Source organism: Streptomyces sp. NPDC060064 (assembly GCF_042736455.1).
In the GTDB taxonomy this organism is placed as follows: domain Bacteria; phylum Actinomycetota; class Actinomycetes; order Streptomycetales; family Streptomycetaceae; genus Streptomyces.
In genome coordinates this window covers 1-14,535 of sequence record NZ_JBHWWF010000005.1, presented here as the reverse complement: position 1 = coordinate 14,535, position 14,535 = coordinate 1, and the positions used below count along the sequence as shown (strand labels likewise).

Here is a 14,535-nt window from a genome sequence, read left to right as displayed (position 1 = left end):
GTGCCGTGCCCTTCTTCAAGCTGGAGGTGGGTCGCGCGGTGAGGCGTGAGCAGGTACTTCGGTTCAGCGGGGGTTCACCAGGGCGGCCGGTAGCCGGTGGTCAGCTGCTGTCCCGTGTGGCGCCACTTCGGCTCCTTGTCCACGGTCCTGGCCGTGATGGTCCGCAGCTTGCGGATCACCGCGCCGTACGCTCCGCTGGCGGTGCTGGACACCTTCGCGCCGGGCGGTTCGTCCATGAACGGCATGAACTTGTCCGGGAACCCCGGCATGGTGCAGGCGATGCAGATGCCTCCGACGTTCGGACAGCCGCCGATTCCGTTCATCCAGCCCCGCTTGGGCACGTTGCACTTGACGACCGGGCCCCAGCAGCCGAGCTTGACGAGGCACTTGGGCGAGTCGTAGGTGTCGGCGAACTGTCCCTGTTCGTAGTAGCCCGCGCGATCGCACCCCTCGTGCACGGTGGCGCCGAACAACCACGTCGGTCGGAGCTTGTCGTCCAGCGGGATCATCGGAGCGGCGCCCGCAGCCTGGTAGAGCAGGTAGGTCAGGGTCTCCGAGAAGTTGTCGGGCTGGATCGGACAGCCGGGCACGCACACGATCGGGATGCCGGCCTTGGACGTCCAGTCCCAGCCCAGGTAGTCCGGCACACCCATCGCACCGGTCGGGTTGCCCGCCATGGCGTGGATTCCGCCATAGGTGGCACACGTTCCGATCGCGACAACAGCCAGCGCCTTGGGCGCGAGTCGGTCGATCCATTCACTGGTGGTGATCGGCTGGCCGGTTTCGGGATCGTCGCCGAAGCCGCACCAGTAGCCTTCCTGCTTGATCGACTCGTTGGGGACGGACCCCTCGATCACCAGGACGAAGGGGTCGATCTCACCGCGCTCGCCCTTGAAGAACCATTCGATGAACGTGTCCGCGCCCCCGACCGGCCCACATTCGAAGTCGATCAGGGGCCAGTGCACAGCGATCTTGGGCAGGCCGGGCAGCACGCCGAGCACGATCTCCTCGATACTCGGCTGCATCGCCGCCGTCAGGGCTACCGAGTCACCGTCGCAGCTCAGCCCGGCATTGATCCAGAGGATATGGATCGGGGGCGCGTCGTCGGCGGGTGCCCCGGCGGCGTCCGCGTCCTGGGCCGCGGTCGACGTGGCTGCATTCATCAGCGTGCCTCCTTGGGGAGGTATGTCATGAAATTCGGCATTTTGACCTCAGCCTTCTTGTTAACAGACATCCGGTGCTGAAGCCGAGTTTTCGGCGTCCGGTCCGGTGACACGGACCTGGGACCGGAGCTGATCCGTCACGCGTGCTGCGGACACCGGAACCTCCAGATGCGGCGGTGTTCGCAGCGGCTTCTCCTTGCGGACGAACGCGCGGCGCAAAGCGTGGTAGGGGGCGGCCGGGTCGGAGAAAGTCCGCTGCATATGGGCCAGCTCCTCCTCCCGGAAGGCGGCGAGCGGCTTGAGACTCTCCTGGCGGTCCCGCTCGGCCTTCTTCGCAGCGATCCGCGGCTGCACCGCGGGGAGGGAAGCGAGGTGCCCGGCGAGCCGGGCGACCTCTGCGGTGAAGTCCTGCGGGGTGCACTCGACCAGTCGCTCGACGAGGCCCAGTCGCTGCGCGGCCGGCCCGCTCACAGGCAGGGCCTGACGCATCAGACGCCCTGCCACCGCCGAACCGACTCGGCGAGGCAGCGTGTACGTCCAGTACTCCGAGCCGTACAGGCCCATCAGCCGGTAGTGCGGATTCAGCACGGTGCCCGATCTGCACCACACCTCGTCCGCTGCCAGTGCGAGCATCACCCCGCCCGCGGCGGCATGTCCGCCGACGGCAGCGACCACCAGCCGGTCCGTGGTCATCAGGACGGCCTCGACCAGGTCGTCGATGGCGTTGATGTTGGCCCAGGACTCCGCACCGGGGTCTTCGGCCGCCTCGATGACGTTGAGATGGATGCCGTTGGAGAAGACCCGGCTGCCGCCGAGCACCAGCACTGACGTGGGACGCGAGCAGGCCTCCTGATAGGCCGCCAGCAGACGACGGCACTGGGTGGTGCTCATCGCGCCGCCGGCGAACGAGAACGAGAGGAAGCCGACGTTGCGCTCCTCCCGGTAGCTGATGTCGGTCCAGGTAGGGCGATGCGCGTCCAGACGCAAGGGCGCGGGGCTCTCCGGCAAGGAGGGCAGCCGGCCGGCAAGCGCCTCAACGGCAGGCAGCTTGAACGTGGGGGGCTGCCCGGGCCCGCGCCGGGCCCGCAGCTCGGGAATCCACACGGCGCCGTCCGTCGTCGCACGGCAGACAGCTCCGGCTCGTGTGGCCAGAAGTTCGCCTGGATGCCCGCACAGCTCGTCCTCGGGGTGGCCCCCGTGCAAGTACCACTCGCCGCCCAGCAGTTCGTCGAGCACTCCGGGCTGCGAGTCCGCGGCCCGCAGCTTGCGGACGATCGTTTCGGTGGACTCCGACGCCCAGTCGATCCGCCGGACGCTCTGATCGAGATACGGCCGGGCTCGGCCGGTTCCTCCACTGGCTTGGCCGGTCTGCGCGCGAGGGGCGTACATCCCGGTGGCGAACCGTTCCACCGCCAGCATCACAGCGGTCACCGCCGCGTCGGACACCTCGCCGCGGTACAGGTCGCTCTTGGCCACCGGCGGCATCGGGCAGGCGGCAGCGGCCCACACGTCACCCGCGTCCATCTCCGCGTTGGCCTGCAGGACAGTCACACCCCAGTCGCCGACGTCCTCGTGCATCGCCCAGTCGAGGGACGAAGGCCCGCGGTCCCCGACGGGGCCGGGGTGGACGACGAGACACGTGTACGCGGACCACACCTCGCGTGGGATCGCCGTCTTCAGTATCGGCGCGACGACGAGCTGCGGCTCATGACGGCGTACGGCATCCGCCAAGGACTCTCCGTGCAGGGCGAGTTCCACCGACACGGTGTGACCGTGATCCCTCAGTTCGGCGTGGAGTCGCTGTGTGAGGCTGTTGAACGCAGTGGCGACGAGCAGGATGTGCATGACAGGCCTCCCAGCGGTCACGTCTACCGGCAGCGTCTCCCCGGCCGCCTGTGATCGTCGAACAAACGGAACCGGCCATGGCGACGCCGAGCCACGGGGTCACCCAAAAGCGGACATGGCGACGGCCACCTGGCGGTTCGGGCCTTCTCGGCCTTCCCCCATGAAAGGCGCGCGCCGACACCGGTTGTGGCAGGCCTGCATGTCCTCGCGTGGTCGGGTAGGCAAGTCGTATGACTCTTCAGCATCCCGCCGATCGCGGTGGCGACAAGCGCACATGGTTCGCCCGGTTGGCGGAGCACGCCTCGAATTTCACCAGCTCGCCGGCCTTTTTCGGAGTGTGCTTGGCCTTGGTGGCCCTCGTCGTCACTGCCCATGCCATGAAACTTCCGGACGAGTGGCTGCTGCTCGCCGGAGAATCGATGACCGCCGTCACTCTGCTGCTTCTGGCCCTGCTCAAGAACTCGGAACGGAGAGCCGAGCACGCGATCCAGCGCAAGCTCGACGCCATCGCTGCCGCGCTGCTGGAGATGCAGGAGAAGAAGCCCGGCCAGGCACTCGAAAACCTCAGGAACGCCATTCGTATGGAAGAGGAGACCTGAGGGACGGACTGGGTACGCCTGCGGCCGGCGACGCCGACGTGAGCCTTCCCTGCACAACGGGCCATCGCCGAAGAGGGGCAGGCGCATCACGTGTCTCCGCCTGCCACCTCACCCGATCCAGTTGTTGTCCCGGCATCCGCAGCGGTGTGACCTCACGGCCGGTGGCCGCCGGGGATGTCGCCCGGCGAGCACCACCGCCCGGTGCTCGCCGAACGCCTCATTCCCGATACGCAACAGGCACGCTGACTGCCGGTCAGGACTCCTCGAAGTAAGCGTCCAGGACAGCGTCGAGTTCCGCCGCCCACTCCTTGAGAAGGCTCCTGGCCGGGGCCTCGACCTCGGCGTCGAACCAACGGCGCGTCGTCAAGTGGACCGTGACGGTGAATCGGCGCCCAAATCGGGCGGACTTCACCTCGACGGCGCCGATCTCGTCCCACCGGAACTCGGCTTCCTCATCGTCAAGCCGGAACCGGACCCCGTCGCGGTCCGCCCTGACCGAACCGCGGCGGTCTCTGACCTCGAAGACGGGGCCGCTCACTTCCTCCCCCGTCTCGCTGACGGCACCCTCCTCGTCGGGGGCGGGTACCTCCTCACGGACGGCCTCGTCAGACCTTCGCTCCTCGGTCTGGTCCGGGACTGGCTCTTCTGCCTCCTCCACCTCTCCCGTCCCGGCAGAGCGGGGGGCCGTGAGGCCAGGGATGTACGCCGGGTCTGTTCCGACGGCGTACTCGAGCGGAATGTTTGGATCTACGCGCTGCTCCACGACGGGCAGTATGGCCGATGAACCTGTGGGCAACCAGTGAACCCTGAGACGAGGGGGCACTACTGGCTTCGGCCATGACCGAAACGGCGGCCTTCGGTTCGCGGTACAACTCTCATGACCGGTGCCGGCCGGCCGGAGCACCATCGACTTCGATGATCTCCAGCCGACCGGGCGGATACCGCTGCAGCCATTCGCGCTCACGTGCGTCGAACTGCCGGCAGAGCAGGAACTCCCGCTCGCGCCCCGGCCACGCATGCAGCCGAGGCCACGGCCTTTCCGGACGGCAAGCAAGCAGCTCCGTCAGACGTACTCCGATGCGGCGTCCAGCAGCCAGTCCGCCAGGTAGCCGGCGAAGGACGAACGGACCAGCAACCAGAAACCGGCCCGGGGTTCGTCCCGTGCGACCAGCACTACCTGCGCGCGGGCCAAGGTGGTCTGGGCGCAGCGTCCGGGGCCGAAAGCACGTGGGTGCAGGTCCAGCGGGCAGCCGTGGGCCAGCAGATCGCGGGCGCGGGGGCCCGTGACGAGCAGGGTGGTGCGCTGGGCCGAGACATCGGTGACCGATGCCGGTTCGTCGCCGGCAGCCGCCCTGATCTGGTCCTCCAGGCCCGACTGGCTGCCGGGCGGCCCGACGACAAGCCATTCGTCGGGGCCGAGCCAGATGGCGGCGCGGCCACCGGCGTGTACGACGGTGTCGGGTTCGATGGGCAGTTGGAGACCCAGAGCAAGCCCGACGGCGTCAGCAGCCTGGCCCTTGGGGTCGAGCCGGACGTTGACCTGGGCCAGGAAGGGCAGTTCGGCCAGGCGGACGGCTCCTCCGGAGGCGCGGGTGGCCGCGGTGAGGCGCCCGGCGGCATGCGCCAAGGGGCTGTGGCGGGTTGCGGTGTCAGCCATCGCGGCGGGCTCCCTCGGGGTCGTAGAGGACGGGGCTCGCGACGGTCACCGGGATCAGACGGTCGCCCACGGGCGCGTACAACCGCTCGCCGATGCGCTCCCGGCCTCCCTTGATCAGGGCGAGTGCGAAGGTCCGGCCGAGCGCCGCGCTGTGGTAGCTGGAGGTGACATGGCCGAGCATCCGCACCGGCGGCTCGGGAAGCACGCTGTCGGCGACCAGCTGGGTGCCCTCGGGGAGGAAGGAGTCCGGGTCCTCGGGGAGCAGGCCGACGAGGTGCTTGCGGTCGCCACGTACGGTGTCGGCGCGTGCGTGGGAGCGCTTGCCGACAAAATCGGGCTTCTTCTTGGACACCGCCCAGCTCATGCCGAGGTCCTGCGGGGTGACCGTGCCGTCGGTGTCCTGGCCGATGATCGGATAGCCCTTCTCGGCGCGCAGCACGTGCATGGTCTCGGTGCCGTACGGGGTGATGCCGAACGGGCTCCCGGCCGCGTACAGCGCTTCCCACAGCGCGCGGGCGTCCCACGGCGACACGTTGATCTCGTAGGCCAGTTCGCCGGAGAAGCTGATGCGGCAGATGCGGGCCGGGACTTCGGCGACGGTCGTGTCGCGCCACGCCATGAAGGGGAAGTCGTCGTTCGCGACGGCCAGTTCGGGGGCGAGGCCGGCCAGCAGCTCGCGGGAGCGGGGGCCGACGAGGGCGACGGTGGCCCACTGCTCGGTGACGGAGGTGCAGTGGACGCGTAGTTCGGGCCACTCGGTCTGCAGCCATTCCTCCATCCAGTCCAGGACGGCGGCCGCATTGCCCGTCGTGGTGGTGACAAGGAAACGATCCGCGGCGAGGCGGATGACGGTGCCGTCGTCGAAGACCATGCCGTCGACGCGGCACATGACGCCGTAGCGGATCATGCCGACTTTGAGGGTGCTCATCATGTTGGTGTAGAGCCGGTCGAGAAGAACGGCGGCGTCCGGCCCCTGCACGTCGATCTTGCCGAGGGTGGAGGCGTCCATGAAGGCGACGCCCTCGCGGGCAGCGCGGCACTCACGGAGCACGGCGGCCTTCATGTCCTCGCCGTCCTGGGGGTAGTACCAGGGCCGCTTCCACTGACCGACGTTCTCGAAGAGGGCACCATGCTCGACGTGCCAGTCGTGCAGGGCGGTCACGCGCACAGGGTCATGGAGCGCGCCGCGGTCGCGGCCCGCGAGGGTGGCGAAGGAGACGGGGGTGTAGGGAGGGCGGAACGTCGTCGTGCCGAGGGCCGATATGTCCACGCCCAGGAGCTGGGCGACGGTGCCGCTGGCGAGGACGCCGGACGTCTTGCCCTGGTCGTTGGCGGTACCGGCGGTGGTGTAGCGCTTGGTGTGCTCGACGGAGCGCATACCGGCGCCCGTCGCGCGGGCCAGGTCGTCGACGGTGACATCACGCTGAAGGTCGACGAAGCGTGGCGCGCCGACGGCGCCGGGGACGACGAAGACCTGCATGGACGGGGACTGCGGTTCGCCGGCCGCAACCGGGAGCTCGGGGGCACCGACCTCATAACCCTCGGCCTCGATCGCGCGGGCGCCCGCAGCAGAGCCCTGAGCGAGCACGCCGGGCAGATCGAAGACGCCGGCAACGGAGCCCGCGGCCTCGACCGCCTGAGGGCATGAGTCGGGGACGAAGGTGCCGAGCGTCTCGTCGTAACGCAGCTTTCCGCCCGCCTGGCTGAACAGATGCGCGACGGGGTTCCACCCACCGGAGACCAGCAGCAGGTCGGCAGCGAACTCGCGCCCCGCCGGCTCTCCGTACGGGGCAACGGTCACCGCGGCGAGGCGTGCGTCGCCCTCGGTACCCGTCACGGCATGCCCGACCAGCACCTCGATCCCGGCCTCCTGGGCGCGGCGCGCCCACTCCCCCGGTTCGGGTCGGGTGTCTACGACCGCCGCGATGTCCACGCCCGCCGCCGCCAGGTCGAGCGCGGCCGCGTAGGCGCTGTCGTTGGTGGTGAAGACGACGGCGCGACGGCCCGGCAGGACGCCGTAGCGGTTGGCGTACGTACGGGCCGAGCCCGCCAGCATGACGCCGGGCCGGTCGTTGTCGGCGAAGGCCAGCGAGCGCTCATGGGCTCCGGTGGCCAGGACGACGCGGCGGGCGCGGATGCGCCAGACACGCTCGCGGGAGACATGCTCGGGGGCTTCGCCGCCGAGGTGGTTGGTGCGGCGTTCGACGGCGAGGACGTGATTGTCGTCGTAGTAGCCGAAGACGGTGGTGCGGCGCAGCACACGGACCTCGGGCTCGGCACCGAGCCGCGCGCCCATCTCGGCTGCCCAGTCCAGGAGTTGGCCTGTTCCGAGGAGACTGCCGCCCAGCTCGGGCTGGTCGTCGGCGAGGATGACACGCGCCCCGCTGCCGGCGGCGGCGGCCGCGGCCGCGAGTCCGGCCGGTCCCGCGCCGACGACGAGCAGGTCGCAGTGGGCGTGGACGGCGTCGTAGCGTGCGGGATCGGGCTCGGTGGCAAGCCGTCCCTGCCCGGGGAGGCTGCCGGCGACGAGCCCGTCGTACAGCTCCACGGCCGTCGCGGGCAGCATGGGCTCGGGGAACGGCTCCTCGATCTGGACGACCGCGTTGGGCTCCTCGACGCCGGCGGAGAAGATGCCGCGCGGGCGGCCGAGCTTGATGCTGGTGCCGGCCTGGATGATCCCGTTGGCGAGCAGGGCGGAGGCGAGGGTGTCGCCGCGGAAGCCTTCGTATGTCGTGCCGTCGAAGGCGAACGTGAGCGGTTCGTCCCGGGCTACCCGACCGCCCGTGGTGAGGCGGAGGGGCTGAGTACCGGTGCCCGTGCCTGTGGCCTCGGGTGCCTGAGGTTTCGTCGCCGGGTGCGCGCCGGTGGCCAAGGAGTTCTCCCCCGCCCCGCCCCTTGCCGTAACCGGGGCTCCGCCCCGGACCCCGCTCCTCAAACTACGGAGGGGCTCACATTCCGCCGGACGGGCTGGACTCGGCTTCGGCTCGCCCGTCCTGTACACCGTCAGGATCTCGTTCGTCGCCGTATTGCGCACGGCGTTGAACCAGCGACGGCATCCGGCCGCATGGCTCCAGCGCTCCGCGAACGGACCCCTGGGGTTGTCGCGGAAGAAGACGTAGCGGGCCCACTCCTGGTCGGTCAGGGCGGCGGGGTCCTCGGGATAGGGCACGTGCGCCTGGCCGCCGTAGTGGAATTCGGCCTCGTCGCGGGGCCCGCACCAGGGGCATGGGATGAGCAGCATCGATTCGGCTCCCTAGTGGGCCACCGCGGCCGCGCCGTGCTCGTCGACGAGCGCGCCGGTGGTGAATCGGTCGAGCGAGAAGGGGGCGTTGAGGTGGTGGGGGGTGTCGTGGGCGATGGTGTGGGCGTAGACCCAGCCGACGCCCGGGGTGGCTTTGAAACCGCCGGTTCCCCAGCCGCAGTTGAGGTAGAGGTTGTCGACAGGGCTGAGCCCGACGATCGGCGAGGCGTCGGGGCTGACGTCGACGATGCCGCCCCAGGTACGCAGTACATGGGCACGGGCGAAGACCGGGAAGAGTTCCAGGGCGGCGGACATCTGATGCTCGATGATGTGGAAGGCGCCGCGCTGGGTGTAGGCGTTGTACGCGTCGATGCCCGCGCCCATCACCAGTTCGCCCTTGTGTGCCTGGCTGACGTACACATGCACCGCATTGGACATCACGACCGTGGGGTGCACCGGCTCAAGGAGCTCGGAGACCAGCGCCTGCAGCGGGTGGCTCTGCAGCGGCAGCTCGAAGCCCGCCATGGCTGCCAGTACCGAGGTGTGACCGGCCGAGCAGAGCGCCACCTTGCCGGCGGCGATCGGGCCGAGCGTGGTCTGCACGCCGACGACCCGCCCGCCCTGGATGTCGATGCCGGTGACTTCGCAGTTCTGGATGATGTCGATGCCCGCGGCGTCGGCGGAGCGCGCCAGCCCCCAGGCGACGTGATCGTGCTTGGCGATACCGGCCCGCGGCTGGTAGGTGCCGCCCATCACCGGATACCGCACCTCGGGTGAGATGTTGACGATGGGGCAGACGTCCTTGACCTGCTGCGGGTCCAGCCATTCGGCGTCGACGCCGTTGAGCCGGTTGGCCTCGACACGGCGCACGCTGTCGCGGACATCCTGCAGGCTGTGGGCGAGGTTCAGCACACCGCGCTGGGAGAAGAGGATCGGGTAGTCCAGTTCGTCCGCCAGCCCCTCCCACAGCTTGAGGGCGTGCTCGTATATTCCGGCGCTCTCGTCCCACAGATAGTTGGAACGGATGATGGTGGTGTTGCGGGCCATGTTGCCGCCCGCGAGCCAGCCCTTCTCCAGCACGGCCACATTGGTGATGCCGTGGTTCTTCGCCAGGTAGTGGGCGGTCGCGAGACCGTGTCCGCCGCCGCCCACGATCACCACGTCGTACGACCGCTTCGGCTCGGGCGTGCGCCACAGCCAGTCGGGGTGCTCGGGGAGGTCGGCGCCCGGGGTGCGAGGGCTCATCGGGCGTCTCCTGAAAGGTGCGGGTACAGCGGGTGCTTGGCAGCCAGCGCCCGCGTACGGGCGCGGAGCGCGGCGACATCGGGCGCGGGCTGGAGGGCGAGCGCGATCACATCGGCGACCTCGGTGAAGTCCTCTTCGGTGAAGCCGCGGGTGGCCAGAGCGGGAGTGCCGATGCGCAGCCCCGAAGTGACCATGGGCGGGCGGGGATCGAAGGGGACGGCGTTGCGGTTGACGGTGATACCGATGTCGTGGAGCAGGTCTTCCGCCTGCTTCCCGTCCAGTTCCGACTCCCTGAGGTCCACCAGGACCAGATGGACATCGGTGCCGCCGGTGAGGACACTGACTCCGGCCGCGGTCGCGTCCGGCTGCGTGAGCCGTTCGGCGAGGATGCGGGCGCCGGCCAGGGTGCGGGCCTGCCGCTCGGCGAACTCCGGCGACGCGGCGACCTTGAACGACACCGCCTTCGCTGCGATGACGTGCTCCAGCGGGCCGCCCTGCATTCCGGGAAACACCGCCGAGTTGATCTTCTTGGCGATGTCGGCCTCATTGGTGAGGATGACGCCGCCGCGCGGGCCGCCGAGCGTCTTGTGGGTGGTCGTGGTGGTGACATGGGCGTGCGGTACGGGACTGGGGTGCAGTCCGGCGGCCACGAGGCCCGCGAAGTGGGCCATGTCGACCATCAGATAGGCGCCCACCTCGTCGGCGATCCGCCGGAAGGCCTCGAAGTCCAGTTGTCGGGGATACGCCGACCAGCCCGCGATGATCATCTTGGGGCTGTGCTCCTTGGCGAGCCGCTCCACCTCGTCCATGTCGACCAGGTTGTCGGTCTCGTCCACGTGGTAGGGCACGACATTGAGCATCTTGCCGCTGTAGTTGATGCGCATGCCGTGGGTGAGGTGACCGCCGTGCGCGAGGTCGAGGCCGAGGATGGTGTCACCGGGCTTCAGCAGGGCGAAGTAGACGGCGGTGTTCGCCTGCGCGCCCGAGTGCGGCTGCACATTGGCGAATCCGGCGCCGAAGAGGGACTTGATCCGCTCGATGGCCAGCCGCTCGGTCACGTCGACGTGTTCACAGCCGCCGTAGTAGCGGCGACCCGGGTAGCCCTCGGCGTACTTGTTCGTCAGGACCGAACCCTGGGCCTCCATGACCGCCGAGGGTGCGAAGTTCTCCGACGCGATCATTTCGAGGGTGGACTGCTGGCGGTCCAGCTCCGCGGAGACGGCGGCGTGGACCTCCGGGTCCAGCTCGGCGAGCGGCGCGTTCAGCGTGTTCATGCGGCGTTCCTCTCGGCAGCCTCAACGACATTGGCGAGCAGCATCGCCCGCGTCATGGGTCCTACGCCGCCGGGCATGGGCGCGACCCAGCCGGCGACCGTGGCGGCATCGGGGTGCACGTCCCCGATCAGCCCTTCGTCGGTGCGGGTGATACCGACGTCGAGGACGACGGCACCGGGCCGAAGCATCTCGGGGGTGATCAGTCCGGGCGATCCGGCGGCCGCGATGACGATGTCCGCCTCGCGTACGTGCCAGGCCAGACCCTTGGTCCCGGTGTGGCACAGGGTCACGGTGGCGTTCTCGGACCTGCGGGTGAGCAGCAGCCCGATCGGCCGTCCGACCGTGATGCCTCGCCCGATGACGCACACCCGCGCTCCGGCGAGGGGGACGTCATGGCGACGCAGCAGTTCCACGATGCCGCGCGGGGTGCAGGGCAGCGGGGCCTCGATGCCGAGAGCGAGGCGTCCGAGGCTGACGGGGTGCAGGCCGTCGGCGTCCTTGGCCGGGTCCATGCGCTCCAGTACCGCGTTGGCGTCCAGGCCCCGCGGCAGCGGCAGTTGGACGATGTAGCCGGTGCAGGCGGGGTCGGCGTTGAGCTCGTCGATGACGGCCTCCACCTGCTCCTGCGTCGCGTCCGCGGGCAGTTCGCGCCGGATGGAGGCGATCCCGGCCTGTTCGCAGTCGCGGTGCTTACCGGCGACGTACGCGTGACTGCCGGGGTCGTCGCCGACCAGTACGGTGCCGAGGCCCGGCGTGATTCCCCGCGCGGCCAGCTTGGCGACGCGCTCGGCGAGTTCGGTGCGGATCGCAGCCGCGGTACGGCGTCCGTCGAGGACCTTTGCGCTCACGGTGCTCCTCTTCTTACGGATGGGGGCTCAGCCGCGCAGGCGGGACATGGAGGGGTCGAACAGCGGCTCGTCGGCGACGACCGCTTCGACGCGCTGGTCGAAGTAGCCGATGTGCAGGGTGCGGCCGGTCGTGGCGAGCTCGGCGGGCAGCCACGCATAGGCGATGCCCTTGCCGATCGTGTAGCCGTACGCGGCGCTGGTGACATAGCCGACGGGGCGGTCGCCGTCGTACACCGGCTCCTTCCCCATGACCACGGCCTGTGGGTCGTCGATGGTCAGACAGGTCAGGCGGCGCCGCACATCGGCCTTGCGCCGCTCCAGCGCGGCCTTGCCGATGAAGTCGTCCTTGTCGAGCTTGACGGCGAAGCCGACGCCCGCCTCGTAGGGGTCGTGCTCATAGGTCATGTCGGTGCCGAAGGAGCGGTAGCCCTTCTCGAGACGCAGACTGTTGAAGGCGCCACGCCCGGCGGCGATGCCGCCGAGGGGCTGGGCGGCCTGCCACAGGGTGTCCCAGAGTTTCTGGCCCATGTCGGCGGTGGTGTACAGCTCCCAGCCGCGTTCGCCGACGTACGACAGGCGCATGGCGGTGACGGGGACGGAACCGATGTGGGCGCGCTTGGCGCGGAAGTACTTCAGACCGTCGTTGGAGAAGTCCGAGTCGGCGAGCGGCTGGAGCACCTCGCGGGCCAGCGGGCCCCACAGGCCGACGCAGCAGGTGCCGGCGGTGATGTCGCGTACCTGGACCGACCCGTCCGCCGGCAGGTGCCGGCCAAACCAGTCGAGGTCCAGGTTGCCGTTGGCGCCGACCTGGAAGTGGTCGCGGCCGAGACGGGCGACGGTGATGTCGCTGCGGATGCCGCCGTCTTCGTCGAGGAGCAGGGTGTACGTCACCGAGCCGACCGACTTGTCGACGTTGCCGGTGGACAGCCGCTGGAGGAACGCGGCGGCGCCACGGCCGGTGACTTCCAGGCGCTTGAGCGCGGTCATGTCGTACATCGCGACGGTCTCGCGCGTGGTCTGGGCCTCTGCGCCGACGATGGGCGACCAGTAGCGCGCTGCCCAGTCGTTGGGAGTGGGGATGGAACGCCCGGCTGCCAGGTGCTCGTTCGCTTCGTACCACTGGGGCCGCTCCCAGCCGGTGGCCTCCAGGAAGACGGCGCCGAGTTCCTGCTGGCGGGCGTAGAAGGGGCTGGTGCGCAGGGGGCGTGGCGCGCCGGCCGGCTGGAGGGGGTGGAGGATGTCGTAGACCTCGACGAAGTTCTGGCAGTCGCGGGCCAGGACGTACTCCGGGGAGAGCTGATGCGGCTCGAAGCGGTTGACGTCGCACTCGTGCAGATCGAAGGACGAGCAGTGGCCGTCCACGAGCCATTCGGCCACCGCGCGGGCCACGCCGGCCGAGTGGGTGACCCACACGGCCTCGGCGACCCAGAAGCCCTTGACCTCAGGTGATTCGCCCAGCAGCGGCAGGCCGTCGGTGGTGAAGGAGAAGAGACCGTTGATGCCCTCTTCGATCTTGGCGTCGCGGGTCGCGGGCAGCAGTGCCTGTGTCTCGGCCCAGGCGTCGGCGAAGTCGTCCTCGGTGAACTTCATGACCGAGGGCATCTGCTCGGCCTCGTCCACCGAGGCGATGTCCTCCGGGTCGACCGGCATGGGCCGGTGGCCGTAGTAGCCGATGCCGATGCGGTCGAAGCGGTCGCGGTAGTACAGATCCGCGTCCTGGTGGCGCAGGATCGGCCGGACGGCCTCCTCGGCCTGGCCTTCCAGTGCGGGAACGGGGCCGGTCCAGGCGAGCTGGTGGGCGAGCGGGGTGAGGGGCAGGTTCATGCCGACCATGCGGGCGATCTTCGGGCCCCAGATGCCCGCACAGCACACGACGATGTCGGCGGGGATCTCGCCCTGGTCGGTGACGACTGCGCTGACCTCGCCCTCGCTGTGTACGACGTCGAGGACTTCGTGGCGGGCGAGGAAGCGTACGCCGCGCTCGATGGCCCGCCGGATCTGGGCCTCGACGGCGAGCACCGCCTTGGCCAGGCCGTCGGTGGGGACCAGGAGGCCGCCGAGGACGCGCCCGGGGTCCACCAGCGGGTGCAGTTCGATGCACTCCTCGGGGCTCAGCAGCCGGGACTCGATGCCCCAGGCGGTGACCCAGCCGTGGCGGCGGTGCAGCTCGATCAGGCGTTCCGGGGTGGTGGCCACCTCGAGTCCGCCCACCTGCAGGAAGCAGGGCTCTCCGTCGACGTCGAGGCTGCAGAACTTCTCGACGGTGTAGCGGGCCAGCTCGGTCATGGTCTTCGAGGAGTTCGTCTGGAAGACCAGCCCCGGCGCATGGGACGACGACCCGCCGGTGGCGGGGAGGGGCCCCTGGTCGACGACCGTGATGTCGGTCCAGCCCGCGAAGGACAGTTCGTCCGCGAGCGCCGCTCCCACGACGCCCGCTCCGATGATGACCACTCGGGGTCCCGCCATCGCCGCACCTCCGCCTTTGAGCAGTTAAGTTGCTGTCAGCGCAACATGCTTCAGGTTGCGCAACTCACGATGCCGGTCGCCGAGGGCGGGTGTCAAGGGGCGTTCACGGCCGTAACCGGGGCAAAAAACAGCCGTGCCCGGCGGGCTGTCACGGCAGCCCCCCCGGCCCCGTCAAAGCACCCCGCCCCACCAGTGGA

The 14,535-nt window shown here is 69.6% G+C and carries 10 protein-coding genes; 1 reads left to right on the top strand and 9 read right to left on the bottom strand.

All coding sequences use genetic code 11. The annotated features are described in order from the left end of the window. Positions 1-74: 74 nt before the first annotated feature. Entirely contained in the window at positions 75-1,163 is a 1,089-nt protein-coding gene (locus ACFWDI_RS08050) for a hydrogenase expression protein HypE (RefSeq protein ID WP_385301983.1), read from the bottom strand. 60 nt (positions 1,164-1,223) lie between these two features. After that, positions 1,224-3,008, bottom strand: coding sequence for an enoyl-CoA hydratase-related protein (locus ACFWDI_RS08045; protein ID WP_385301981.1), 1,785 nt, complete (start codon positions 3,006-3,008; stop codon positions 1,224-1,226). Positions 3,009-3,238: 230 nt separating this feature from the next. Between ACFWDI_RS08045 and ACFWDI_RS08040 the strand changes: the two genes are divergently transcribed. Continuing rightward, entirely contained in the window at positions 3,239-3,607 is a 369-nt protein-coding gene (locus ACFWDI_RS08040; RefSeq protein ID WP_385301979.1) for a low affinity iron permease family protein, read from the top strand. A gap of 253 nt (positions 3,608-3,860) precedes the next feature. On the opposite strand, the gene ACFWDI_RS08035 is transcribed toward ACFWDI_RS08040, so the two are convergent. From ACFWDI_RS08035 to ACFWDI_RS08005, 7 genes are all read right to left on the bottom strand, one after another. Beyond that, entirely contained in the window at positions 3,861-4,370 is a 510-nt protein-coding gene (locus ACFWDI_RS08035) for a hypothetical protein (protein ID WP_385301977.1), read from the bottom strand. A gap of 300 nt (positions 4,371-4,670) precedes the next feature. Beyond that, entirely contained in the window at positions 4,671-5,264 is a 594-nt protein-coding gene (locus ACFWDI_RS08030) for a sarcosine oxidase subunit gamma (RefSeq protein WP_385301976.1), read from the bottom strand. Further along, on the bottom strand, positions 5,257-8,505 hold the full coding sequence (locus ACFWDI_RS08025) for a sarcosine oxidase subunit alpha family protein (protein ID WP_385301973.1): 3,249 nt from the start codon (positions 8,503-8,505) through the stop codon (positions 5,257-5,259). The genes ACFWDI_RS08030 and ACFWDI_RS08025 overlap by 8 nt, the downstream gene beginning before the upstream one ends. Positions 8,506-8,517: 12 nt before the next feature. Continuing rightward, the gene (locus tag ACFWDI_RS08020; RefSeq protein WP_385301970.1) at positions 8,518-9,750 is read right to left on the bottom strand and encodes a sarcosine oxidase subunit beta family protein; all 1,233 of its coding nucleotides are present in this window, start codon (positions 9,748-9,750) and stop codon (positions 8,518-8,520) included. Beyond that, on the bottom strand, positions 9,747-11,024 hold the full coding sequence (gene glyA / locus ACFWDI_RS08015) for a serine hydroxymethyltransferase (protein WP_385301967.1): 1,278 nt from the start codon (positions 11,022-11,024) through the stop codon (positions 9,747-9,749). Before glyA ends, ACFWDI_RS08020 begins: the two co-directional genes overlap by 4 nt. Next, positions 11,021-11,872, bottom strand: a complete 852-nt coding sequence (locus ACFWDI_RS08010) for a bifunctional methylenetetrahydrofolate dehydrogenase/methenyltetrahydrofolate cyclohydrolase (RefSeq protein ID WP_327327847.1) — start codon at positions 11,870-11,872, stop codon at positions 11,021-11,023. The genes glyA and ACFWDI_RS08010 overlap by 4 nt, the downstream gene beginning before the upstream one ends. A 27-nt stretch (positions 11,873-11,899) precedes the next feature. Beyond that, positions 11,900-14,338 carry an FAD-dependent oxidoreductase gene (locus tag ACFWDI_RS08005; RefSeq protein WP_385301965.1) on the bottom strand — a complete coding sequence of 813 codons (2,439 nt, stop codon included), beginning with the start codon at positions 14,336-14,338 and terminating at the stop codon, positions 11,900-11,902. Positions 14,339-14,535: the final 197 nt, after the last annotated feature.